The 22,123-nt window shown below is 54.7% G+C and carries 32 protein-coding genes; 25 read left to right on the top strand and 7 right to left on the bottom strand.

Annotated elements, in window-relative coordinates:
- Positions 1 to 7 precede the first annotated feature (7 nt).
- Complete coding sequence (locus tag Poly59_RS20280; RefSeq protein WP_146535895.1) at positions 8 to 1,549, bottom strand: hypothetical protein; 1,542 nt, start codon at positions 1,547 to 1,549, stop codon at positions 8 to 10.
- Positions 1,550 to 1,850: 301 nt separating this feature from the next.
- Between Poly59_RS20280 and Poly59_RS20275 the strand changes: the two genes are divergently transcribed.
- The 4 genes from Poly59_RS20275 to Poly59_RS20260 are packed head-to-tail and all read left to right on the top strand — an operon-like array spanning position 1,851 to position 5,911.
- Positions 1,851 to 2,114 carry a hypothetical protein gene (locus Poly59_RS20275; protein ID WP_146535894.1) on the top strand — a complete coding sequence of 88 codons (264 nt, stop codon included), beginning with the start codon at positions 1,851 to 1,853 and terminating at the stop codon, positions 2,112 to 2,114.
- A gap of 56 nt (positions 2,115 to 2,170) precedes the next feature.
- The gene (locus Poly59_RS20270; protein ID WP_146535893.1) at positions 2,171 to 3,007 is read left to right on the top strand and encodes a TatD family hydrolase; all 837 of its coding nucleotides are present in this window, start codon (positions 2,171 to 2,173) and stop codon (positions 3,005 to 3,007) included.
- Positions 3,004 to 4,491, top strand: a complete 1,488-nt coding sequence (locus Poly59_RS20265) for an anthranilate synthase component I family protein (RefSeq protein ID WP_246151789.1) — start codon at positions 3,004 to 3,006, stop codon at positions 4,489 to 4,491. Before Poly59_RS20270 ends, Poly59_RS20265 begins: the two co-directional genes overlap by 4 nt.
- A gap of 52 nt (positions 4,492 to 4,543) precedes the next feature.
- The gene (locus Poly59_RS20260; RefSeq protein ID WP_246151788.1) at positions 4,544 to 5,911 is read left to right on the top strand and encodes an SGNH/GDSL hydrolase family protein; all 1,368 of its coding nucleotides are present in this window, start codon (positions 4,544 to 4,546) and stop codon (positions 5,909 to 5,911) included.
- Between the two features lie 17 nt (positions 5,912 to 5,928).
- On the opposite strand, the gene Poly59_RS20255 is transcribed toward Poly59_RS20260, so the two are convergent.
- The 4 genes from Poly59_RS20255 to Poly59_RS20240 all read right to left on the bottom strand — a co-directional run bounded on the left by Poly59_RS20255 (position 5,929) and on the right by Poly59_RS20240 (position 8,152).
- Positions 5,929 to 6,297, bottom strand: coding sequence for an STAS domain-containing protein (locus Poly59_RS20255; RefSeq protein ID WP_146535892.1), 369 nt, complete (start codon positions 6,295 to 6,297; stop codon positions 5,929 to 5,931).
- A 189-nt stretch (positions 6,298 to 6,486) separates the two neighbouring features.
- On the bottom strand, positions 6,487 to 7,197 hold the full coding sequence (locus tag Poly59_RS20250) for a hypothetical protein (protein ID WP_186776403.1): 711 nt from the start codon (positions 7,195 to 7,197) through the stop codon (positions 6,487 to 6,489).
- 132 nt (positions 7,198 to 7,329) lie between these two features.
- Positions 7,330 to 7,623, bottom strand: coding sequence for a hypothetical protein (locus Poly59_RS20245; protein ID WP_146535890.1), 294 nt, complete (start codon positions 7,621 to 7,623; stop codon positions 7,330 to 7,332).
- Between the two features lie 193 nt (positions 7,624 to 7,816).
- A complete protein-coding gene (locus Poly59_RS20240) occupies positions 7,817 to 8,152 on the bottom strand; it encodes a hypothetical protein (protein WP_246151787.1) in 336 nt (111 codons plus the stop codon).
- A gap of 129 nt (positions 8,153 to 8,281) precedes the next feature.
- Here Poly59_RS20240 and Poly59_RS29710 point away from each other — a divergent pair, with 129 nt between their 5' ends.
- Positions 8,282 to 10,042: a di-heme oxidoredictase family protein gene (locus Poly59_RS29710; RefSeq protein ID WP_186776402.1), complete on the top strand. Its 1,761-nt coding sequence runs from the start codon at positions 8,282 to 8,284 to the stop codon at positions 10,040 to 10,042.
- A gap of 94 nt (positions 10,043 to 10,136) precedes the next feature.
- On the opposite strand, the gene Poly59_RS20225 is transcribed toward Poly59_RS29710, so the two are convergent.
- Together Poly59_RS20225 and Poly59_RS20220 are read right to left on the bottom strand one after the other, a co-directional pair.
- Positions 10,137 to 10,823 carry a hypothetical protein gene (locus Poly59_RS20225; RefSeq protein WP_146535888.1) on the bottom strand — a complete coding sequence of 229 codons (687 nt, stop codon included), beginning with the start codon at positions 10,821 to 10,823 and terminating at the stop codon, positions 10,137 to 10,139.
- 155 nt (positions 10,824 to 10,978) lie between these two features.
- The gene (locus Poly59_RS20220) at positions 10,979 to 11,422 is read right to left on the bottom strand and encodes a DUF2752 domain-containing protein (protein ID WP_146535887.1); all 444 of its coding nucleotides are present in this window, start codon (positions 11,420 to 11,422) and stop codon (positions 10,979 to 10,981) included.
- 232 nt (positions 11,423 to 11,654) lie between these two features.
- Here Poly59_RS20220 and rpsJ point away from each other — a divergent pair, with 232 nt between their 5' ends.
- From rpsJ to rplO, 20 genes are all read left to right on the top strand, one after another.
- Positions 11,655 to 11,981: a 30S ribosomal protein S10 gene (gene rpsJ / locus Poly59_RS20215; protein WP_145173442.1), complete on the top strand. Its 327-nt coding sequence runs from the start codon at positions 11,655 to 11,657 to the stop codon at positions 11,979 to 11,981.
- Positions 11,982 to 12,303: 322 nt separating this feature from the next.
- A complete protein-coding gene (rplC, locus tag Poly59_RS20210; RefSeq protein WP_246151829.1) occupies positions 12,304 to 12,957 on the top strand; it encodes a 50S ribosomal protein L3 in 654 nt (217 codons plus the stop codon).
- Positions 12,958 to 12,961: 4 nt separating this feature from the next.
- On the top strand, positions 12,962 to 13,618 hold the full coding sequence (rplD, locus tag Poly59_RS20205; protein ID WP_146535885.1) for a 50S ribosomal protein L4: 657 nt from the start codon (positions 12,962 to 12,964) through the stop codon (positions 13,616 to 13,618).
- Between the two features lie 24 nt (positions 13,619 to 13,642).
- Entirely contained in the window at positions 13,643 to 13,975 is a 333-nt protein-coding gene (gene rplW, locus Poly59_RS20200; RefSeq protein WP_146535884.1) for a 50S ribosomal protein L23, read from the top strand.
- A 64-nt stretch (positions 13,976 to 14,039) separates the two neighbouring features.
- The gene (gene rplB, locus Poly59_RS20195; protein ID WP_146535883.1) at positions 14,040 to 14,897 is read left to right on the top strand and encodes a 50S ribosomal protein L2; all 858 of its coding nucleotides are present in this window, start codon (positions 14,040 to 14,042) and stop codon (positions 14,895 to 14,897) included.
- A gap of 60 nt (positions 14,898 to 14,957) precedes the next feature.
- The gene (rpsS, locus tag Poly59_RS20190) at positions 14,958 to 15,230 is read left to right on the top strand and encodes a 30S ribosomal protein S19 (RefSeq protein WP_146535882.1); all 273 of its coding nucleotides are present in this window, start codon (positions 14,958 to 14,960) and stop codon (positions 15,228 to 15,230) included.
- Positions 15,231 to 15,247: 17 nt separating this feature from the next.
- Positions 15,248 to 15,607, top strand: a complete 360-nt coding sequence (rplV, locus tag Poly59_RS20185) for a 50S ribosomal protein L22 (protein ID WP_146535881.1) — start codon at positions 15,248 to 15,250, stop codon at positions 15,605 to 15,607.
- A 42-nt stretch (positions 15,608 to 15,649) separates the two neighbouring features.
- Positions 15,650 to 16,360 (top strand): 30S ribosomal protein S3, encoded by a 711-nt coding sequence (gene rpsC / locus Poly59_RS20180; protein WP_146535880.1) that lies wholly within the window; start codon positions 15,650 to 15,652, stop codon positions 16,358 to 16,360.
- Positions 16,299 to 16,715 (top strand): 50S ribosomal protein L16, encoded by a 417-nt coding sequence (gene rplP, locus Poly59_RS20175; RefSeq protein WP_146456357.1) that lies wholly within the window; start codon positions 16,299 to 16,301, stop codon positions 16,713 to 16,715. Before rpsC ends, rplP begins: the two co-directional genes overlap by 62 nt.
- A 114-nt stretch (positions 16,716 to 16,829) precedes the next feature.
- The gene (gene rpmC, locus Poly59_RS20170) at positions 16,830 to 17,033 is read left to right on the top strand and encodes a 50S ribosomal protein L29 (protein ID WP_146535879.1); all 204 of its coding nucleotides are present in this window, start codon (positions 16,830 to 16,832) and stop codon (positions 17,031 to 17,033) included.
- Between the two features lie 59 nt (positions 17,034 to 17,092).
- On the top strand, positions 17,093 to 17,428 hold the full coding sequence (gene rpsQ, locus Poly59_RS20165) for a 30S ribosomal protein S17 (RefSeq protein ID WP_146535878.1): 336 nt from the start codon (positions 17,093 to 17,095) through the stop codon (positions 17,426 to 17,428).
- Positions 17,429 to 17,527: 99 nt separating this feature from the next.
- Positions 17,528 to 17,896, top strand: coding sequence for a 50S ribosomal protein L14 (rplN, locus tag Poly59_RS20160; protein WP_146456363.1), 369 nt, complete (start codon positions 17,528 to 17,530; stop codon positions 17,894 to 17,896).
- 122 nt (positions 17,897 to 18,018) lie between these two features.
- Positions 18,019 to 18,369, top strand: a complete 351-nt coding sequence (gene rplX / locus Poly59_RS20155; RefSeq protein ID WP_146535877.1) for a 50S ribosomal protein L24 — start codon at positions 18,019 to 18,021, stop codon at positions 18,367 to 18,369.
- Between the two features lie 104 nt (positions 18,370 to 18,473).
- A complete protein-coding gene (rplE, locus tag Poly59_RS20150; RefSeq protein ID WP_146535876.1) occupies positions 18,474 to 19,046 on the top strand; it encodes a 50S ribosomal protein L5 in 573 nt (190 codons plus the stop codon).
- Positions 19,047 to 19,113: 67 nt separating this feature from the next.
- Positions 19,114 to 19,299 carry a type Z 30S ribosomal protein S14 gene (locus Poly59_RS20145; RefSeq protein ID WP_146456370.1) on the top strand — a complete coding sequence of 62 codons (186 nt, stop codon included), beginning with the start codon at positions 19,114 to 19,116 and terminating at the stop codon, positions 19,297 to 19,299.
- Between the two features lie 30 nt (positions 19,300 to 19,329).
- On the top strand, positions 19,330 to 19,728 hold the full coding sequence (gene rpsH / locus Poly59_RS20140; RefSeq protein ID WP_146535875.1) for a 30S ribosomal protein S8: 399 nt from the start codon (positions 19,330 to 19,332) through the stop codon (positions 19,726 to 19,728).
- 75 nt (positions 19,729 to 19,803) lie between these two features.
- Complete coding sequence (gene rplF, locus Poly59_RS20135; RefSeq protein ID WP_146535874.1) at positions 19,804 to 20,349, top strand: 50S ribosomal protein L6; 546 nt, start codon at positions 19,804 to 19,806, stop codon at positions 20,347 to 20,349.
- Positions 20,350 to 20,451: 102 nt separating this feature from the next.
- Positions 20,452 to 20,814, top strand: coding sequence for a 50S ribosomal protein L18 (gene rplR / locus Poly59_RS20130; protein ID WP_146535873.1), 363 nt, complete (start codon positions 20,452 to 20,454; stop codon positions 20,812 to 20,814).
- Between the two features lie 145 nt (positions 20,815 to 20,959).
- Positions 20,960 to 21,430 carry a 30S ribosomal protein S5 gene (rpsE, locus tag Poly59_RS20125; RefSeq protein WP_146535872.1) on the top strand — a complete coding sequence of 157 codons (471 nt, stop codon included), beginning with the start codon at positions 20,960 to 20,962 and terminating at the stop codon, positions 21,428 to 21,430.
- A 45-nt stretch (positions 21,431 to 21,475) separates the two neighbouring features.
- Positions 21,476 to 21,979, top strand: a complete 504-nt coding sequence (rplO, locus tag Poly59_RS20120) for a 50S ribosomal protein L15 (RefSeq protein ID WP_146535871.1) — start codon at positions 21,476 to 21,478, stop codon at positions 21,977 to 21,979.
- Positions 21,980 to 22,123 lie beyond the last annotated feature (144 nt).

Here is a 22,123-nt window from a genome sequence, read left to right as displayed (position 1 = left end):
ATTTGGCTCAGCGGGACCGGGCGTTTTGGCGACGATCAAGCGCGGCAATGGCGACGTCGCGAACGGTGCTTGACGGCAGGTCGATCATGTTTTGGAGCAGCTTTAGTGTTTCTTCACCTTCTGCATCGCCCATCACTTCAGCCGCTTTCATGCGAGCTTCCTGGTGATCTTCGCGAGAAATGTGGGTAAACGAATCAGAAAGCAAGTCAACGATCGCGAGCGCGTCGGCCATTGCGATCGCTTCCAATCGACTCGCCAACACTGGATGTCGAAGCGAATCTCGGACGCGCTGAACGGCCGTCGTATCAATCATCATCACGACGCGACCGAGACGACGACGACTGCGAGGACGAAGGTTGTGGAACTTGTGCAGCATCGCGTCGGCATGCAACGGCGCGAGCACACGCTGGACACCGCGAACAAGTGCTGGCTCGTCGTGTTCAAGCAATTCGATCAAATCACTTAGAAGTTTCGCATTTTCATCTGCTGCGATTGCTTCGCGATCATCGTCGGCAACCGGTACGGCGGCACGCATCCAAAAATCAATCGATGGAACTTCGCAGCGGCCCAGCGCGATTGCTGCCGCCGAGACGCATCCCGGGCCGCCCTGTCGCAGGACAGCCGTGATCAAGTGCATTGTTTCGAGGTTGTCTTGATTCGCAGTGATGTACAGGTGAATCAATGCGGCGCGGCGTTCGGGCGAGATTTGCGTTACAAGTTCTTCGCCGCCATGACACGCCTTTGGCATCCCCATGTCACGCAAGTTGCGCACCACATTGCCCGACGGTTCGGTTCCCACGCAAGATAATAACGCGTCACGGTAACCAGCACCGGTGCAGGTCTGCATGCGTTCCAAAATGCGTGGTGAGATCGACTTGCGGCGGACAAATCCAGCCAACAAATCCATCACTCCTTGGTTTTCACTCTTCGAGAATCGATCACAGATCAAATCCAAGGCTTCGCTTTCTTCAGCGATCATTGCTCGCAGGTCGCCGTCACCCCAACTCGACGCCATCAAGAATGCTTCGACCATGGTCGCATTACGGTGCATCGAAAAACGACGTACTGAATCCGCAAGTCGCGCTAAGATGGGACCTCGCACCGTAGGCTGTGATCTGTCTTGGCGAGCGGCGCGTCCAATTGGCGCAACTAGCGACAACACGGCTAACCCAGCCTTTGATCGGATTTCTCGTGAAGCACTAACTTCAGCCAGAAAGACCAGTTCTTGAACGGCGTCGGTCAAACCCAACGATCGTGCCGCCTCGATCGACGTTTCGATTCCCTCACCACCAGACTTCAATGCGGCGATGATTACGTCTCGCATCCAAGTGGGCTGCGCACGCAGTTGTTTCAGATCCTCCTCTAGCAACTTGTTCCATCGAGCAAGCAACATTTGGGGAGCGCGCTGGCCCGTCCGTATCAACAAGGCGTTGATCGCTTGCGACCGAAGCTTTTTGTTGGAATCATCCAACGTCGCCATCAATACATCGACGGCAGCTTCATTTCGCGTCGTCGCGAGCGTCTGGAATGTCGGAGAAAGACCGGGCATGGTGAAATCAATACGTGGAAAACGATGTCTGTCGACCACGGCAACCCGTTTCACGACACCGAACACTAGGTTGCCATGACGTGACACAACGTCACGCACCGACGGGGACTGGTAAGAAAATGACCGGCAACAGTAGACGCCGTCCTAAAAACCGCTCTAGCCGTTATGACCCCTACACCGGTTGCCGCAAACATCGCTGGATCGCACCGTTTCGAATGGCGGTCAGATCGGGGTATAATCGAAGCAGAATCACCCGGCACTGACCGAACAATCCGCTTTCACGATCCCTTCGACTGTGACTATGCCCCGCACCGCTGACCAAATTTTGGAAGAGTCGTTCTTGGACGTCCGAGCGAAACTGCTTGAAGTCGCTGCAACGCTTGACCGAATCGATCGAGCCGCCGAACAGACCAGCGACCTATCATCGGCTCAGTTCGACCGCCGAGCTCAAGTCAACGCAGCAATCGAAATCTGCGGAAGCGACAGCCCGCGCCGCGCCGAACAACTACAACAGCTGTTTTCACGACCCTACCAAGTCGATTGGCGAAAAACGATGCAGTTGTAAGCTGCTGTTGAATCTGCACACCGATCCTGCTCCCACCTTTCCTTTCTGGCAATTTCATGGACTACATCGATCCGCACATCCACATGGTTTCTCGGATTACCGACGACTATGCAACGCTTGCGAGAATGGGATGCGTGGCGATGAGCGAACCTGCGTTTTGGGCAGGCTTCGACCGCGGAAGCGTTGACGGTTTTCGCGATTACTTTCACCAATTGACCGACGTCGAACCCAAACGAGCCGCTCAGTACGGTATCCAGCACTTCACGTGGCTGTGTATCAACGCGAAAGAGGCCGAGAACGTTTCGCTGTCGCGCGAAGTGATCGCCATGATCCCAGAGTTCCTGGACAAGCCCAACGTGCTTGGGATCGGCGAAATCGGGCTGAACAAGAACACGAAAAACGAAGCGACGATCTTTCTGGAACACCTTGATTTGGCTGTCAAGCACAACCAACTGATCCTGATCCACACGCCGCACCTGGAAGACAAGTACCAGGGCACGCGTATGATCCTGGACATGCTGTGCGATGATTCGCGGATCGATCCATCGCGGGTGTTGGTCGACCATGTCGAAGAACACACCATCGGCGAAGTACTCGACCGTGGATTCTGGGCCGGCATGACGCTGTATCCGGTCACCAAATGCACGCCCGAGCGGTCGGCCGATATGATCGAACGATATGCGGGCGAACGATTGCTGGCCAACTCGGCCGGCGACTGGGGACCGAGCAAACCCACCGCCGTCCCGGACTTGATTTTTGAGATGCGTCGCCGTGGACACAGCGAGTCATTGATCCGAAAAGTCGTTTACGGCAACCCAATCGAGTTCTTTTCGCAGAGCGATAATTTTCGATTCACGCCACGCGATTCCGGCGAAGACCGTTCGGCTTCGTGAGCACCTTGGACACTGCGACCCTGCTGCCGATTGCCGAGCTCCTAACGCCCGAATTTTCGCTACTTGAGGCGTTCGAACGACTGTCGAGCCGGCCTGGATGCCTGTGGCTCGATTCGGCCTCTCCGGGACCCACCGACGGCGATGGCATTCCGCTGGGACGATATTCGTTCTTGATGTCCGACCCGATCGAACAACTTGTTGCATCGGACGGCGACGCCGATCCTTGGCCGACGCTCCAATCGTGGTGCGAAGGGCTGCCGACTGAATTGAACCCAGATTTACCACCCTTCCAAGGTGGAATTGCTGGACTGATCGGCTACGAATCGGCAGCCTGGTTAGAACCAGTTGGACTCGCCGCAAAAAACGATCTGCCGATGCCGGCAATGTCGGTCGGACTGTACGACTGGACGATTGCGTTTGACCATCTCACCGGCAAGGCTTGGATTGTTGCTCAAGGAATGCCGGCAACGGATCCCAAGCAACGCGTCTCGATTGCCCAAAAGCGGATTGAGCAAGTCAAGGCAATTTTGAACGCGCCGGCTAGCAAGCAACGAACAGCGAATCTGTCTGCGGCGCCGGCTCACGAAGCGACCGCTGCGGCCAAGCTTGCCGACCAACGCGACACCGATCGCGAAGGCGTCACTAGCAACTTTACTCGGCAAGAGTTTTGCGATGCGGTGGCTGACGTAGTGCGCCGGATTTGCGACGGCGATTCCTTCCAAGTCAATCTGGCTCAGCGATTGATTCGCCGAGCAGATCGCCGGTCCCCGGAACTCTATCAACGACTGCGAGATGCGAACCCGGCACCGCTTGGGGCGTACTACGACGGCGGCGAATTCCAAGTGCTAAGCAGTTCGCCCGAAGGCTTCTTGAAAGTTCGTGGCCGACGAGTTCAGACACGGCCAATCAAGGGTACAGTGCGGCGAACCAACCATGACGACGTCAACCTAAAACTGGCGCAAAAACTGCTCGCCAGCGAAAAGGATCGCGCAGAAAATGTGATGATCGTGGACCTGATGCGCAACGATTTATCGCGAGTCTGCGAGGACGATTCGATCATCGTCAGCCAGCTTTGCCAAGTCGAACGGTATCAATATGTCCAGCACTTAGTCTCGGTCGTCGAAGGCCAATTGCGGCCCGAACTTAGCATCGTGGACTTGCTGAAAGCTTGCTTCCCCGGCGGCAGCGTCACCGGTGCACCCAAAATTGAAGCAATGCGAACGATTGCCGAACTGGAAAAGCACCCGCGTGGCGCTTACTGTGGTTCGGTGGGATACATCGGCGCCGGCGGGCAAGCGGATTTCAACATCTTGATCCGCACCATCACAGCCTCGCATGGATACTGGCAAATCCCCGTCGGGGGCGGAATCACAGCGCGAAGTGTGCCCGAAACCGAAGAGTACGAAACATGGTCCAAGGCCGAAGGAATGTTGCGGGCGATGCAGCCAATAACGCAAGCCTCTGCCGACGGTAACAAACCATAACTAAATCGAGATGACCTACATCCTTGAAATTTCCCCTTAACCGTTTGGTTTGATGATGCGTTTAAACATAGCGTTGTCCCTGTGCTTGTTCCCGTTGCTTTGCGTTGCTCAAGACACAGCGACGCCAATTGCCCAAGACATATCGCCGACAATCGTATTCGGCCCTTATGAATACGAATCCAAGCCCGATGACGAAGCGTTCGACGAGTTCAATCCGATGAAGGCACCCGCGCCGGGGCCAATGCTGCTTAGCAAGGGTGACCGATTGGCGATCCTGGGCGACTCGATCACCGAACAAAAACGTTACTCGCGAATGATCGAAACCTATCTGACGGTTTGCTATCCGCAGCTCGAAATCGAAACGCGTCAGTTCGGATGGAGTGGCGAAAAAACCGACGGCATGCTTCGCCGACTTGAACAAGACGTGCTTCGATTCTCGCCGACTGTCGCCACGCTGTCTTATGGCATGAACGACGCTCGGTACCGACCGTTCGATTGGGTAAACGGACGCTGGTACCGAGACCACTACACCGCCATCGTTCGCAAACTGAAAGCGTCCGACGTGGACGTCGTCGTCGGATCACCCGGCTGTTCCGGGAAAATCGCAAAGTGGGTGAACGCAAAAAACGGAACACTCGAAGAACACAACTTGAACCTTTGCACGCTCAGAGACATCTGCATCGAAATTGCAAACAGCGAAGACGTTCGTTTCGCCGACGTGTTTTGGCCAATGTTCAAAGCACAAGTCTTGGCGGGCAAGCAATATGGCCAGCCTGACAATCCCTACGAAGTCGCGGGTGCCGATGGGATTCACCCCGGTTGGGCAGGCCACGTGATCATGGCATACGCGTACCTACGCGCGATGGGAATCGATGGAAAGATCGGCCAATTCACAATCGACATGAACGACGATTCCGTCTCGGCATCGGACGGACACACCGCAAAACTGACTAGCGCTGGCACAATCGTCATCACCAGCAACCGCTACCCGATGGTCGCCGAAGGATCACTCGATGACGAAAACATGATCCGTTCGGGCATGATGCTGGTTCCATTCTTCGAGGAACTAAACCAATTCACGCTGACCGTCACAGGCTTAGAATCCGAGTTTGCGGACGTTCAGTGGGGCGAGCAAATCCAACGGTTTTCGAGCGTAGAATTGGCTGCGGGTGTCAATCTGCCAAAGGCTTTCCCGAGCAATCCGTTCTCGAGACCATTCGCAAAGGTTGACGAAGCAGTCGCAGCGAAACAAACCTACGAAACTGAACAGATCAAGAAAGTCTTTCACGGCGCCGAAGGAAAACGCGACATCGAAGCCGCAGCAACGCGCACGGAAGCCATCAGAACTCCGCTGGCAAAAGCGATCCGAGACGCAATGGTGCCCGTCACTCACACGATCACCGTAACGCCCAGCAAGTAGAAGTTGCTACAAAAGATTTAGCCGAACGTGACGCCGCGTCCGTCAACGGTACGAAACTCGAACATTCGTTCGAGCCGAGTCAACGCGAAAACGTCGCGAACCGACTCTTGCACGTTACTTAGCACCACGCGCACGCCATGGCTGCGGGCCTTGCTCTTGATTCCGATCAGGCCGTTCAATCCGGCCGATCCGATGCGGTCGATCCCGCGAAAGTCCAACACAATGTGATCGAGCGGCGTTTCGCCGGACTGAGTGTCTTCGATCAACTCACACAAGTCCCACGAAATTTTTTGCGCGGTCTCGGTACGATTGATATGATCGGGTGAGAAAGAGACGGTTGTTTCTGCCCCTTGCATGCTTACACAAATCATTTCGCTGTCGCTCATGCACAACCTTCTTTGACTGGACAAAATCGGTTCATTGATGGTCTAGAGCTATCCTAGCGTTGCATCGCAGTATCCGCAAACAACACTTTCCTGGGGGCGAACGATCGCTCACCCCCCATCATCAACCGCGTGGCTGGTTTAAGGAGCACGATCTTCGCTTTAGAAGATGACGCCGGCGGCTCAACCGTCTCAGTCACCGTTTGAGCGCTGGGCTGTTCGAATGGTCAGCCGATTTTCGCCGAGAAATTCGCTTATTTCTCCCGACAGTATCCACTGATCATCGGAAGAATCGTCACGAAGCGATTCAACGATGCGCTGCAGACTGAGGTTTTCCGATAGCGTGAACTGAGTCGGCGAGCGAGCGGCAACTTGCGAAACCAAAGTCGATTCGGATTCGGGCAAAGCAGCCGACTTTGCGGGTTCTCGCAGTGGGGCGAACGATACTTCGCTCATCATTCGGCGCGGCCTGATTTCGGCCGACTGAGCCACCTTCCGAGCCGCGCTCGATTGAGAACTTGTCGATGACGAACGAGCAAACAAAGACGAACGACGGCGTCCCAATATGGCCAGACCATCGTCTTCAGCAGCCGTATGTGGCGAATTGATGATGAATACCCAGCGGCGACCGAGCATTACGACCTTGCCCTTTGTCGGTGGCACCATCGTTCCTTCACGCAGCAGTACCACCGGAGCGTTCGCGCCGACCGGCGTTGGACTATGTCGCTCGGCTTCATCGCTGCGTCCGATTCGATCGTCGGCGGCACACGCATGAGTTGCCCAGTGCGAAGACGTGATTGCGATGGCAAACATGATAGCGCTGCACACCGCGCGACGAGTTCGGCCTATTGCAAATCGCATCGGTTCTTTTGCCCACCACAGAATCACAGGTAACAAAAACATAAATAATCGAACGCATTTCGAAGGATGGGGCCACGTAAACGAGATGCCTGCCGGTCATGCCGGCAGACCCTGTTCGCCTGTTCGCGTTCCTTCGCGGCGACTGCACTGACTCAGATTTACTGAGCCAAAAGATCACGAATGGCTTCGTGGGATGGCGAGCGCGTGAGAGCTGCAAACAACGCCCACCGCGATCATTGCCAAACCAAGCCATCGTGGCGGCGTCACTCGCTTCATCGGTTTGGGATGCACCTGCATCAAGAACGATGACATCGTCGAATTGTCGGCGACGGGCGTGCTCTTGGTGACTCGGGCGAGCGCTCGCGTCGTCGATTCATTCAACAGAAACGAATCAACCATGCGAAATTGGATCCCCAAGAGGATCAACAAGATACCAGCCAAAAAATAACGATTGCGATACATCGACATGATTCATCAAGTCCTTCAATTGCCATGGGGACGACGCGATCATGGGGGGGAATTTAAGAGGAGGCGAGATCGCGGTCTAAGAACAGAATCGACCTCTGCCGCGGGAATCTAGACGCGATTGGAAAATGGACAGATTGCAACGAAGATTCCAATCGCGCAAGACGAACCGTGTGGGAGGCCCCGCGGGCATGGTTTAGCGATCGCCAAACAGACCGTCGACCAGTCCGGAAACCGAAGAGCGAAAACTGGTCAGCGACGAGTCTTCTAGCAGCTGAGTCTGATTGCTTTTCATAATCGCCGCAGCTAGCGGCTTGTGTTGCTGCCAATCCGAAAGCGAAAACTCGCGAGTATCGACGTAGACGTCGGACAAATTGTTGCTGATTTTGGAAACCAAGAAGACACCTTGCTTGCCACGAACCACGTGAAAGTGCATCGCGACATAAAGCATCGACGCGCCAACAATCATTCCAAAAAAGAAACGCGACATGAGCAACTGCGCAAACTGGGGCAAATCGGAGGTGATGTTCAAGACTCTTCCTTCGGGTATACGCCTAGCAATCACCCATCGCAAGGTAAAAAAGTTTGCACTGCGCGACGCAACCCGCCATAACAGGTTCACCAGAGTCCTTTCTCATCACCCGTTCAGAGGACCAGTTCAATGCGACATTCGCAAACTCTTTGGCAGTCAACGGCTTGTCGGGCAAAATGCCGACAAGCCGCGATGGGCCTAGCCACGTGGCTTGCTGGCTTTGCCACGATCACAGCGCAAACCGGCGGACAAGCCAGCGCCGCCGAACCGCTTGGAACAGAACCCCAGATCAACCAGGGTCGCGAGATTTTCCAACGCGAATGGACGCACGAAAGCGCCGCTCCGATCGAGCAAGGCAACTTACCAGATGCGCAATTTGCAGCCATGCGGTGGGCAAGTTCAGGTGACGGGCTAGGCCCAATGTTCAACGCGACGTCATGCGAAAGTTGTCATCAAAACGGCGGTGCGTCCGGCGTCGACCGAAACGTGACGTTGCTGACACTGGATCCGCGCAACCGATTCATCGACCAGCTCGCCGGCAATCGATTCGTAGGGAGCCTCGACAACGACGAGCGGAAACAATTGACCGACCAAGTCGAATCAAGACTGAAGCACTTGTTTCCACCGGTCATCGCGGCCAGCGGCCAACTAGCAATGGACGTCGTCGTTCACGAACAATCCGCACGGCCCGGTTACGACTCCATTCGCCAGAGAATCGAAAAACACATACCTGGCGGACTCGATCCTACCTGGTTTTCCAGCGAATCCCGAACGTCCGATGCCATCGGAAACCAACCCGTCGTCGCTGGTCGTTATGACAATATTGATTTCTACCTGAGCCAGCGAAATTCACCGGCGCTACACGGATTGTCGCTGATTGACCAAATCAGCCAGACGAAATTGGAGGGTGTCATGCGAGCTCAGTTTCGCCGAACCAATGGCCGAATTAGCGGTCGTCTCGGCGCCGGAAAATTCGGCTGGCGAGGACAAACACCATCGCTTGCCGACTTCGTTCAGGGTGCGTGCGCAGGTGAACTTGGCCTACAAGTTCCTGGCACCAACCAACCCGAGGACGTTGCCGACCCGACCTACCAGAGCCACGGAATGGACCTGACCCGCAACCAACTTGTGTCGTTGGTTCGGTATGTGGAATCGTTACCACCGCCGCCCGTTCCGCATCGATCACCCGAAGCTTCCGCGGGCGCAAAACTGTTCTCGCAAATCGGCTGTAGCGATTGCCACATTCAAAATATGATGCCCGCGTCAGGCGTTTACAGCGACCTACTGCTGCACGACATGGGAGCGTGGCTGCAAGCGCCGTCGCCTGCGTCGGTGGGCGTTTTCGGTCGATTTAGCGCTAGCCGAGCCTCGGCACCCGTGATGCGTCTACCGACGTTTAGCCCGTCACCAACCATCCAAGCATCGCCCCCGAACCAAGCTCGCCGCACACTCGCAGCCGCGTCTGCGTCGGGGTACTACGGTGGCGGCGGTTCACCATCACCCTACCCGTTCGAGTCGCTTGAAACACCGAAATTTCCTCGCGGATCGTTGCCGGATTCGGTCACCGAAGGCGGCACACTTTACTGGGACGTTCTTCAGCGAGAATGGCGAACACCGCCGCTGTGGGGTGTCGCCGACACGGCACCTTATCTGCACGACGGCCGCGCCGAAACACTCGATGCAGCCATTCGCTGGCACGGTGGAGAGTCGGCCCAGTCAGCGACTCAGTACCGAACACTCTCGAAAGCTGACCAGGAATTGGTGCTGACGTTTCTGAGATCACTGCGAGGACCGGGTAACCCGATTCGACCGGCTGCTCCCGACATGTTATCGATGCTGGAAGTGAACCCTGAAATGCTCAGCAGCATTGACGCGATGGCAGCACGCTAGTAACGCCACCTCCATAACGTGCACCGTAAAACTCCGGTGCATTCCGGTGCAATCCAGCGAGGCGAAACATGATGACATCGCCCCAGGGCGCTACTTACTGACTAGCGATTTTGCTATCGATCGCGATTCGCTCGTTCAGATCGTAGGGATGAAAAGAGCGGCCAATTTCGTTAGCCAGCATGCTCAGATACAGCTTCCGAAACCTGGTTTCGGTGGTCTCGCTCGTGTGCTGGCCGGTGGAGGTGGGGTACATGTATTCGTCCATCGATTTCGAGTACACCAGGTTGCCTGTTTCAACATCAAACACTCTTAGCGAAACATCGGCGCGACCGCGATACAACGTTGCACCGTCACGAAGCCTCAGGTCATGCATGTCAATCACCAAGACCTTCTCAGCCTCAACGCCTTTTCCAATTGCCTGGTAGTCAACCGAGTCCATGCCGTGTTCGTCACGCCACTGCTCGACCAAGTCCTCGCGGACAAGCTGGCATTTTTTGACCTTCTTCATGAAAACTTCGCCGACCCGGCGACTCAGATCTCGAGCCGCCACGTCGTTGGAGTATTGGCTGCTGTCGGTCAACGTGATGATCGCCACGGTCGATCCTTCGAACCCCTCGTATTCGGCCGGGATCATGTCCATCCCGACGGCGTGCATCAAATTCGACGCCAATCCCAAGCATCCGGTTTGAACCAACGAAACGGCTCCGACCGAAGCCAAGGCAGCAGCCTGAAAGAATCGGCGACGAGCGAGGACAGTAAATTGAGTGCTGGCAGTCGTCATTGCGACATTTCCTTCCATGGATCCGGCTCAAAGTGAGTATTCACTTCGCGTCATACGAAGTAATCGCCAATCATCGCCACACTGATTTCAAAAAAGCCGGCGAGGCTGCAACAAGCCAGCCAGCGACACTAGGTCGGCGAAGCTTGGTTTGCCATCTAGGAATCCAGGGCCAAGCGGGCAAGCCATTCGGTGGCTGCAACAATGCCGATCGCCACCAGCGCGATCGTCGCATACTTCTGGGCCGTCCAAGGCGGCATTTTCCCGGAATAGGCCGCCCGGATTGCAAACGGAGAGAAGGCAACCGCCAACCCCGCCAACAAAAACCCCGCAACATTACTTTGCAAGCTGCTCGGCCACTGCCCACGCGTGAAATGCGACCAAGACGTGGTCATTCCACACGCGGGACATCGAATCCCAAACAGCATTCGCATCGAGCATGGGGGCAAACCCAGCTGCTGATGAGTCCCCAAACCGTCCAGATCGGGTGTCAACATCGCCGCGACCACCAACAATCCCAGCGGAATTGCTGCCGTCCCCATCATCACAACCCGCCAAGGCCACGACGAAACCGCCCCGCCAAACTCGCTATTCCCCGTCATTTACCCCGCCGCATCTAAGTATCTGAACTGATTCGAAAACTTTTCTTACCAAAAGCCGAACAGCCGTTGACGCATTTAGCAACCGACCGTACATTTTCCGCTCTCCCATGGCGAGATTGGCTCGCCAGAGCTAGCGATTCGGGCCGGATGCCAGTGAGGTTCAACTCACAGCCGCCAATTCTGTCGCTAGTGGATTTAAGTTTACAACCTCATTTATACCGGTCATCCATCAGTGTCTGCTGGAGCAAGCGAAGTCATCCGGATCCGTATGGAAGCGTACGATCACGCCGTCCTGGATCAGAGTGCACAAGAAATCGTCGACACGGTGAAGCGAACCCACAGTGAGGTTCACGGCCCGATTCCGTTGCCAACTCGCATCGAGCGATACACGGTCCTGTCGGGTCCTTTTGTAAACAAGAAGTCTCGCCAACAGTACGAGATTCGAACACACAAACGATTGATCGATATCGTCCAGGCGACAGCCAAGACGATCGAAGCGCTAAATAAGTTAAGCCTGCCGGCTGGAGTGGACATCAAAATCAAGGCGTCTGCTCGGTAGTTTTAGGCTGGTAAGTTTTTTGTACCGGCTGTTTGGCATTGCCGCCCTGGCAACGCAGGACAGTCGACACCAACGCGAAGTTACTTCACGAGTGGTTTCCGGATGAACGGAAGCCTGGTCGACAACTTCGGTTTGCGGTGGTCTCCTTGGCAGTTCGACTGTCTGTCCGTTCAGGACGGCAATCTAACGACTTCGGCACGATCGCCAGTTAATCGAAAGTTCGACTAGGGCAATCTTTGGAATCAACACGAACGACGGACGCTCCGCAAAACCGGAGCGAAGAGAAGCTATGTCACCATCAATCCTCGGCCGCAAAGTCGGGATGACTCAGATCTACTTGGAAGACGGCCGGGCAGTCCCCGTGACCGTGATTCAGGCCGGTCCCTGTCATGTACTGCAGGTCCGCAGTCAAGATCGCGATGGCTATCAAGCCGTTCAGTTAGGTTTCGAAGACAAGCCACGTCGCTTGGCAAAGCGTTCAGAACGCGGCCACGTCGCCAAGCTAGAAAGCAAGCGGTCCAAGAAGCGATCGTCCGCTGGCGTTGAAATTTCAGCCAAGGCCGACTGCGAACCGCAGCGATTCGTTCGTGAGTTCCGTGGCAACACCGAACTGGCAGTGGGCGCGGTCGTTACGGTCGACCAGTTCGCCGAAGTCAAAAAAGTCGACGTGACCGGCACCAGCAAAGGTCGCGGCTTCGCAGGTGTCATGAAACGACACAATTTCGCCGGCCAACGAGCTTCGCACGGTGTAAAGAAGTGTCACCGACACGCTGGTGGTACCGGCATGAGTGCTTACCCGAGCCGCGTGTTCAAGGGCAAGCGAATGGCTGGCCAATACGGCAACGCCAAGACAACCTCTCGCAACCTGGAATTGGTTCGCGTCGATGCCGAGAACAACTTGATTCTCGTCCGCGGTGCTGTTCCCGGCCCTAACGGTGGATTTGTAACGATCTCCGAAACGAACAAGGTAGGCTAATCCAGTGGCATCATTAACTGTCTACAGCGAAACCGGTAGCGAAGTCGGCAAGTACGAAATCGACACCGAACAGCTCGCAAACCGCGTCAACAAGCAACTGCTGCACGACGCCGTGGTTATGTATCAAGCAAACCAACGCCAAGGATCGCACAATACGCGAACCCGTGGGCAGGTTTCCGGAACGACCAAGAAGATGTACCGCCAAAAAGGCACCGGCAACGCACGGGCCGGTAGTCGTCGCTCGCCAGTCCGAGTCGGTGGTGGTGTTGCTCGCACGATCAAGCCACGCGATTACAGCTACCGCCTCAACAAAAAGGCGTTGCGATTGGCGACTCGCATGGCGATTCGATCCAAAATCGATGACGGTGAAATCGTTGTAATCGACAAGCTTAGTTTCGATGCACCTGCGACCAAGAAGATGGCTGGCGTATTGAAGGCACTTGGTCTGGAAAACGTGACCACCCTAGTCGCGACCGGAGCAACCGACCCTATGGTCTACAAGAGCGGTCGCAACATCACTGGGGTTGCGATTCAACCAGTCCGCGAATTGAACGCGTTGTCGGTGCTGAAGCCGAAGCGAATGTTGATCACGCGGGAAGCACTAGACCAAATCAAAGACGGCAGCTTCAGCGCGAATGTTCACGAAACCTCGGCGAACTGAAACCAACAAGCGAAGTAGAAAACGATGACTCAAGACAACACAACCGCCGAAGTTGCCGAACCCTCTCCAGGTGTTCAGTTGGAATCGCATCAAGTATTGCTGCGTCCACTGGTCACTGAAAAGGGTGTTCACCGCGCCTCGCGAAACAACCAGTACGCTTTTCAAATTCACCGCGACGCCACCAAGCTGGACGTCAAGTCAGCGGTCGAAGAACTGTTCAGTGTCAAAGTGAAAAAGGTTCGCACTCAAACCCGCAAGGGCAAGATGCGACGTTACAAAATGCGATACGGTCGCACCGCCGACTGGAAGAAGGCAATCGTGCAACTGCACGAAGATCATCGAATCGACTTCTTCTAGTCTTTAAGACACGCTGCACCGTTTCTTTCCAAAACCTGATACCTGACATCTGAGATCTGCCAAAATGGGCATTCGAATCTACAAGCCGACCAGCGCCGGACGCAGAAATGCGTCGGTCAGCGACTTTGCTGATTTGACCAAGGGCTACAAGCCCGAACGGTCACTGCTGAAACGGCAAAAGAAAACTGGTGGCCGCAACAACCAAGGCAAGATCACTGCTCGCCACCGTGGTGGCGGACACAAGCAGATGTATCGTGTGGTCGATTTCCGACGGGCCAAAGACGGTGTCGTCGCGAGTGTCGATTCGGTGCAATACGACCCGAACCGCTCGGCTCGGATTGCGTTGCTGAAGTACACCGACGGCGAGAAGGTTTACGTGGTTGCTCCCGCTGGCATGAAAGCCGGCGACAAGGTCCAAAATGGGCCGGAGGCACCGCCAACCGTTGGCAACAGCTTGCCGCTGAAAAATATTCCGCTTGGCACCAGTGTTTGCTGCATCGAGTTGCGTGCAGGTCGCGGGGCAGTGATGTGTCGCTCGGCCGGAACGTACGCCACGTTGATGGCTCGCGAAGCCGACTGGGCCCAACTATCGCTTCCAAGTGGCGAAATTCGCCGCGTGCCAAGCACCTGCCGCGCGACCATCGGACAGGTCGGCAACACAGAACACATGAAGGTTCGTTTGGGTAAGGCTGGTCGTGCCCGTTGGCTCGGCCGTCGTCCTCACGTTCGCGGTACCACCATGAACCCGATCGACCACCCGCACGGTGGTGGTGAAGGCCGAACCAAGGGTGGCCGTCACCCAGTTAGCCCGCAGGGCAAGAGCGCTAAGGGCGGCTCGACGCGTCAACGACGCAAGGCAAGCAATAGCTCGATCGTGCGTCGACGCAAGAGCCGTCGCTATGGCCAGCTTAAGCTGCACTAAGCCGTAAACAGCTCGCTAAAAACCTGTCAACTGAATCCTGAAACCTGAAACCTATCCGTCATGAGTCGTAGTCTTAAAAAAGGCCCGTACGTCGATCCAAAACTGTTCTTTAAAGTGCAGAAACAGATCGAGGGCGGCGGAACCGAACCGATTAAAACTTGGGCGCGTGCTTGCACGATTGTGCCCGAGTTCATCAACAAGACTTTCATGGTCCACGACGGTCGTAAGCACATCAAAGTTTTGGTGAGCGAAGACATGGTTGGCCACAAACTTGGTGAGTTCGCTCCAACGCGGACCTTCAAGGGACACAGCGGCAAGGGAGGCAAGAAGTAATTCTTGCGTCAAAGAAAATGGCAACTTACAAAGCATCACACAAAGGCGCTCGCATGAGCGCCCAAAAAATTCGCCTAGTGGCCGACCTGGTCCGTGGCATGTACGCTGACGAAGCACTTGATACGCTGAAGTATCAACCGCAACGTGGCGCTCGCATGCTGGAAAAGGTCATCCAAAGTGCGGTGGGCAACGCTCAAGACCCTGATCAAAACAACGGCCGAAGTCACCGCATCGAAGAACTGGTGCTAACGGAAGTTTGCGTTGACGCGGGACCGATGTTCAAGCGTATTCGACCGCGTGCTCGAGGCACCGCGTTCATGATCAAGAAACGAAGCAGTCACATTCGCGTCGCTGTGACGCCGATTGACGAAGTCTGATTTAACCGCAAACGAATCCCTTAAGAAGACAACGAGTCCCTCATGGGCCAAAAAGTTCACCCAATCGCTTTCCGTACTGGTGTCACCCGTGGGTGGACCAGCCGGTGGTATGCGTCCAAGAAAGACTTCGCTGATTTGTTGGTAGAAGATCGCAAGTTGCGTAACTTTATCACCAACCACCCAAAGAAGACTCAATACAAGAGTGCTGGTATCGATCGGATCGAGATTGAGCGTACTCGCGACGAAGTTCGCGTAATGATGTACGTCGCTCGTCCCGGCTTGATTATCGGCAAGAAGGGCCAAGAAATCGAGATCCTGCAGGCTGAACTGCAGAACTTGATTGGTCGTCGAATCAACCTGAAAGTTGAAGAGGTCGGTCGTCCCGAGCTACAAGCCCAGCTTGTTGCCTTGGACATCGCCCAACAATTGTCCAAACGGTCGAGCTTCCGCCGGACAATGAAGCGTACGCTCGAAACGACCATGGACGCTGGTGCAAAGGGCATCAAGGTTCAGTTGGCGGGTCGACTCGGCGGTGCGGAAATGGCTCGACGAGAAAAACAAATCGCGGGTTCGATTCCATTGAGCACGCTGCAAGCAAAAATCGATTACGGATTCACCGAAGCGATGACGCCACAGGGGCACATCGGGATTCAAGTGTGGATCAACCAAGGAACTTACGGAGACGAAAACGATGGCGTTGATGCCCAAACGGGTCAAGCATCGAAAAAGCCAAAGAGGTCGCATAAAAGGTAGTGCGACTCGCGGCAATACGGTCGTCTTTGGTGACTATGGTATCCAATCTATGGACGCCGGCTGGATCAAAGCGACAACAATTGAAGCGGGACGGATTGCTGCTCAGCAATACGTCCGTGGCGAAGGCAAGCTTTACATTCGAGTCTTTCCCGACAAGTCCGTAACCAGCACACCGCTGGAAACTCGGATGGGTAAAGGTAAGGGTGAGCCTGACTTCTGGGCCGCGGTCGTAAAGCCGGGAACGATTCTCTATGAGCTCGGTGGTGTGACTGAACAACAGGCCAAGGTCTGTTTCGCTCGTCTAGCGAGCAAGTTGCCGGTTAAGGTTCGATTCGTCGAACGACGTCCGGCGTAACGAGATAGGTAACAGGTATTTGGGATCTGCTTTACGGTCAAACCGGCCGATCCCCACCGTGCCTGTCATTTATTTCCTGCAAACCTGACACCTGCAAACTGATATAACCCTGCCATGAGCAACATCACTGAACTTCGCGAGATGAGTGACGAGCAGTTGGAAGCAACCTCGAAAGAGGCAGCTCAAACGCTGTTCCGCTTGCGATTCCAGTCGCAGTCTGAGCGTCTAAACACGCCCAGCGAGATCATGAAAAACCGTCGCACGATTGCCCGGATCAAAACGATTCAAACGCAACGTCAAACGGCAACCGCCAAGTAGTAGCAGAACCGCTGCTAGACAAAGAAACACCAGACTAAGAAACCTCGGACAGAAGTTCCATGCCCAAGCGCGTCGTCTCCGGAATCGTGACCAGTGACAAGATGAGTAAAACTCGTCGTGTCGAAATTGCCCGTTTGGTCAAGCACCCGAAGTACAAAAAATACATTCGTCGCCGTACCGTTTGCCACGTCCATGACGAGAACAACGAGTCCGGAACGGGTGATCGCGTGGAGATCATCGAATCCGAGCCATTGTCGAAGCTGAAGCGATGGCGTTTGGTTCGTGTGCTTGAAAAGAGCACCGAAGTTGACGTTGCTGCACTGCGTGCTGCTCGTAAGCAAGCTGAACTTGAAGCCGTTGCCGCTGCCGGTGGCGAAGAATCGAGCGAAGCATAATGCTGAAGTAGGCCAGGACTTGCCCTGGCACATTGAAGTTGCCAGGGTGAGTCCTGGCCTACGAAGGCCGCTAGAAAAGATCAAACAAGACAAACGAAAATGATTCAACAAGAAACCCGACTCGACGTAGCTGACAACACTGGCGCCCGCCAAGTGATGTGCATCAAGGTCCTTGGTGGCAGCCGCCGCCGAGTGGCTGGCTTAGGTGACATCATCGTGTGTAGCGTTAAGAGCGTTATTCCGGGCAGCGAAGTCAAGAAAAAGGCGATCGTTCGAGCGGTGATCGTTCGCACAAAACAGCCAACCCGCCGTCCAGACGGAAGTTACATCAAATTCGACAGCAATGCAGTCGTTTTGATCGACAAAGACAAAGGCCCCCGCGGAACGCGGATCTTCGGTGCGGTTGCTCGCGAATTGCGAGATCGTAGCTTCATGAAGATCGTTTCGCTTGCCAACGAAGTGGTCTAAGAGGAGAGGCAACAGCGTACAGGTGAGAGGGAACAAGTTTTGTTTTTGCTCACTGGTGTCGCCAAGCTCATCACCGCTTTAAATCCTGAAACCTGAAACCTGTTACCTAAAACCTACCCGCCATGAATTTCCGTGTTGACGACGAAGTCGAAGTGATCGCCGGTGCCGACAAAGGGCATCGCGGTAAGATCTTGAAGATCGATCGCACAGCCAACAAGTTGGTTGTCGAGGGAGCTGGCAAGGTGTGGAAGCACGTTCGTCGCAGCCAAAAGAACCCTCAGGGTGGCCGTCTAAACAAAGAAATGCCAATTGCAGCCAGCAACGTGATGTTGGTGGACCCAAAGGATGGCGGAAAGACACGCGTTGGTGTACGATTCCTCGCCGACGGCAGCAAAGAACGATACGCAAAGAAGTCTGGCAACAGCCTCGGCAAAATCGCCCCGGCACGAGCACAGCACGCGAAGAAAGACTGATCTGGTTTCTTGATGCTGATAACCGGCTGAGAGAAAACTGTTTTACGGCGTTGTATTTTCCAACGCTAACAACAAAACACCGATAACTGAACACTGAAATTTCGATGTCCGAAAAACCCCGCATGCAGGTCCGTTACGAGGACACCATTCGCAAAGCGATGGTGGAGAAGAACGGATACAAGAATCCTCACCAGATTCCAAGACTGGAAAAGATCACCCTGAACATGGGCGTCGGCCAGGCCATTGGTGACAAGAAGATTCTTGACTTGGCTTACGAAGCCATGACCGAGATCGCTGGTCAGAAACCAGTGACAACGCTTGCTCGCAAGTCGATCGCGAACTTCCGTTTGCGTGAAGGCATGCCAATTGGCTGCATGGTCACGATTCGTCGTCAACGGATGTACGAGTTCATGGACCGCTTGGTTTCGATCGTTTTGCCACGGGTACGTGACTTTCGCGGGATCAACCGCAAAGCGTTCGATGGACGCGGTAACTACACACTCGGTTTGACCGAACTATTGGTGTTCCCGGAGTTAAATCCGGATAAGTTCACCCGCCCGCAAGGGATGAATATCACAATCGTGACGTCCGCGAAGACCAACGACGAAGCTCGCGAGCTTTTGACTTTGTTCGGCATGCCGTTCAAAGCTGAGAAGAAAGCAAGCGGCGCTGCATAACCGATGGGTCTTCCATCGGTTCTACTAAACAATCATTGGACCTGTAACAAGAAACCTGAGTCACCCTGTGGCAAGTAAATCGAAAATCGCGAAGTCGAAGCGTCCGCCGAAGTTCAGTTCTCGCAAAGAGAACCGTTGCAAATTTTGTGGACGTCCTCGATCGGTTTACCGAAAGTTCGGGCTGTGTCGCATCTGTTTCCGCGAGAACGCAAACATGGGATTGATCCCAGGCGTTCGCAAGGCCAGCTGGTAATAAGGTTCAACAGGGGAGCTGACAAACATTATGATGACTGATCCAATTGCCGACATGTTGACCCGGATTCGTAACGCTGTGCGTGTCGAAAAGCCGTACGTCGATATTCCGACCAGCCGCTTCAAACGCGGTATTGCCGACGTGCTAAAACGCGAAGGTTTCATCTGGGACTGGAAGGAGATCGATGAGGAAAACCCATCGGCTACCCTTCGCCTAGAACTCAAGTATGGCCCTAACGGCGAACGTGTGATCCAAACGATCAAACGCGTCAGCTCTCCTGGTCGTCGGCTTTACAGCCGTGGCAAGGAGCTGAAGCCAGTCCTTGGCGGTTTGGGAATTCGCATCATCAGCACCAGCCGTGGTGTTTTGAGTGATCGCGAAGCCCGTCGGGACAATCTCGGCGGCGAAGTGCTTTGCGAAATCGCCTAAGCACATGAGTCGTCGGTGTTACGACGACTGACGACACGAAGACAAAACAAACCTGATTGAAACAAAGCATTAGACATGAGTCGCGTTGGAAATAAGCCAGTCGAAGTCACGGGCGGTGCGAAAGTATCGTTGTCCGGCCGCACCGTCGAAATCGAAGGTGCCAAAGGCAAGTTGTCGTTCGAACACCGGCCAGAAGTGTCCGTATCGGTCGATGAAGACGGCAAACAGTTGGTCGTCAAGCGATCAAACGACGAGCGAACTTCACGCGAGTTGCATGGTCTTACCCGTGCAGTCCTTGCCAACATGGTCGAGGGTGTCACCAAGGGGTACGAAAAGAAGCTCGAGATCGTCGGCGTTGGCTATTTGGCGGCGATTCAAGGCGATATGATTCAATTGCGAGTCGGTTATGCGAACGAACTGCATCGCAAGATCCCAAGTGACCTGACTGTCACTTGCCCGGATCAAACACACATTGTGATTCAAGGTTGCGACAAGCAATCCGTCGGCCAATTTGCAGCTGAGATTCGTTCGCTACGTAAACCTGAGCCCTACAAGGGCAAGGGCGTTCGCTACCAAGGCGAACAGGTCAAGATCAAGGCTGGTAAGTCCGCGACGAAGTAACGTTACGACCTGCTTAACAACACAAAATTACGTGGCTCGTTGCATCAACGGGACACACAACAAACCATTGCCTAGGCCGATTCACAAACGATCGGACATAAGATGGATAAGAACAGAAAGATCCAGAAGAGACGACTTCGCCGACGTAACCACGTTCGCAATAAACTGCGTGGTTCGGCGGATCAACCGCGGCTTTGCATTCACCGTTCGCTAAAGCATTTCGGTGCCCAACTGATCGATGACCTTTCCGGCACGACGCTGGCGAGTGCCAGTTCGCGTGACAGCGGCGTTTCGGTAAAGTCCGGTGGAAACTGTGACGGGGCTGCAGCCGTCGGTAAGTTGATTGCTGAGAAGGCAAGTGCCGCTGGCATCACCTCGGTCAAGATGGATCGTGGCCACAACAAGTATCATGGACGCGTTAAAGCGTTCGCTGAAGCAGCTCGCGAAAGCGGACTTAAGTTTTAATCAACGCGATTTAACGCAACCTAACAACGATCAAACGTCCTGAAAGAGGATTGATACTATCAGTAATTCATCACAAAATCGCGGCGGCGGCGGTGGCGGCGGACGCGGCAAGCGAAAGCAAGAAGAATCCAACGTACCGGAGGGCATGCTCGATCGTGTCGTGAAGATCAAACGCTGTGCAGCGGTGGTCAAGGGCGGTCGACGTTTCAGCTTTGCAGCGATGGTCGTCGTCGGTGACGGCAACGGTAAAGTTGGCTATGGTTACGGCAAAGCAAACGAAGTTCCGCCGAGCGTCCAAAAAGCACAAAAGCAGGCCAGCCGCAGTTTGATCGACGTTCCAGTCGTCAACGGCAGCATTCCTCACCAAGTCGTCGGAAAGTACGGCGCCGCGAAGGTATTGTTGGTTCCTGCAGGTGCAGGTACCGGTATCATCGCCGGTCAAGCAGTTCGTGCCGTGTGCGAAGCAACTGGCATTCACGATATTTTGACCAAGTCATATGGGACCAATAACCCTGTGACCTTGGTGAAAGCGACCGTCGACGCGCTCTCGAAGCTGCGAACGGCTGACCAAGTAGCAGCTCTTCGCGGTTTGACCGTCGAAGAATTGACTGCCTAAGTAATAAATTCAATCTACACAGATCAACGTTAAATCGGTTTTGTCATGCAACTTAACGATGTCCACCGCGGCATTTTAAAGAAACGTCCTCGCAAGCGGATCGGTCGCGGCCCAGGCAGTGGTACCGGCAAGACAGCTGGACGTGGTCACAACGGCCACAAGAGCCGCAGCGGTTACAGTCGCAAGCCTACCTTCCAGGGTGGTGCGATGCCGATGATTCGCCGAGTGCCAAAGCGTGGTTTCAATAACCGCTGGGCGTTGACTGTTTTCGCGGTCAATGTTGCTCGCTTGAACGAATGTTTCAACGATGGTGAGGAAGTCACTTTGGAAGCATTGGCTACCAAGGGTTTGGCCAAAGGCACATTCGACGAAGTGAAGATCCTCGGGGATGGCGAATTGTCGAAAAAGCTGAAAGTTTCGGCTCATCGGTTCAGCAAAACAGCTGAAGAAAAGATCGCGGCTGCCGGTGGAACGGTTAACAAGATCGTTACCCGTCGCACACCAGACGAACGAGTCGCGGCGTTGAAGGCCGAAGCAGCAAAGAGCTAGTACGCTGTTGCGTATCCAACATTTAAAGGGCAAGCCTTAGGCTTGCCCTTTTTTTATGTGTCGATCGTAAGCTTGAAGCAATCGCGTTCCAGGCCTGAACTTCGGTGGCTTACGGCGTCCCTTTGCATCGCGTTGGAACGAACC

Source organism: Rubripirellula reticaptiva, from assembly GCF_007860175.1.
GTDB classification, from domain to species: Bacteria; Planctomycetota; Planctomycetia; order Pirellulales; family Pirellulaceae; genus Rubripirellula; species Rubripirellula reticaptiva.
The sequence above is the reverse complement of the archived record's forward strand: the minus strand, read 5'-3'. Positions and strand labels throughout refer to the sequence as shown.